The sequence below is a fragment of the Photobacterium sp. R1 genome (genome assembly GCF_054600795.1).
Genome location: NZ_BAAHZP010000046.1, coordinates 1 through 749, shown reverse-complemented (window position 1 = coordinate 749; position 749 = coordinate 1). Strand labels below are relative to the sequence as shown.

Annotated in this window: 1 protein-coding gene and 1 pseudogene; both read left to right on the top strand. The window is 53.5% G+C overall.

The genetic code is table 11. The features are described from left to right. Nucleotides 1–52 precede the first annotated feature (52 nt). Entirely contained in the window at nucleotides 53–529 is a 477-nt protein-coding gene (locus tag ACYP03_RS23860) for a FliH/SctL family protein (protein WP_459782342.1), read from the top strand. 40 nt (nucleotides 530–569) lie between these two features. Continuing rightward, nucleotides 570–749 (top strand): annotated as a pseudogene (fliI, locus tag ACYP03_RS23855) (flagellum-specific ATP synthase FliI); the annotation flags it as partial.

The window sequence follows — 749 nt, the reverse complement described above, 5'->3', positions numbered from 1 at the left end:
AGCAGGGGTATAGCAAAGGTGAAAGCCAGGGGCGCGAAAATATGAATCTGCGATAGCGCCAATACAGGCACTGCAAGCGCATATTCAGCAATGGCAGGATGAGCGGGAACATGCCCAGCGCGAGCAGATTTGTTCTCTGGTACAGAAAGTTGCCCAGCAGGTGATTCGTGCCGAACTCACACTGATGCCGCAACAAATTCTGGCGCTGGTGGAAGAAACTTTGGACAGTATGCCGGGTAACAGCGACAAGGTGGTGATCAACCTTAACCCGCAGGATCTGGAGCGTATAACCAATCTCAGTCCGACCCTGCACCCGAGCTGGAAGCTGGTTGCAAATAAAGAAATGCCTGTTGGCGGTGTTCAGTTGGTAACGGATCATGCTGAAGCCGATGCCAGCAGTGATGCCAGACTGGAAGCCTGTATGGAAACGCTGCGTGAGCATTTGCTGGAGAATCCGGCAGTGCAGCCGTCAGCGGCTGAAACCAGCCATTCAGTAACAGCAGTAACGGCGGAGAGTCTCAGTGAGTGACGGCGCATTTCATGAGCGTTTGAATGATGCTCTCGCCTCTATGTCATCGATTCCGATTGCCCGGGTCACCGGGCGATTGGTGAAAGTGAACGGCCTGATGCTTCAGGCCGTTGGTTGTAAGTTCAGACTGGAACAGCGCTGTCTGGTTGAAACCGATGATGGTGAAGCCATTGAAGCCCAGGTCGTGGGTTTTGACCGCGATGTAGCGTATTTGATGCCC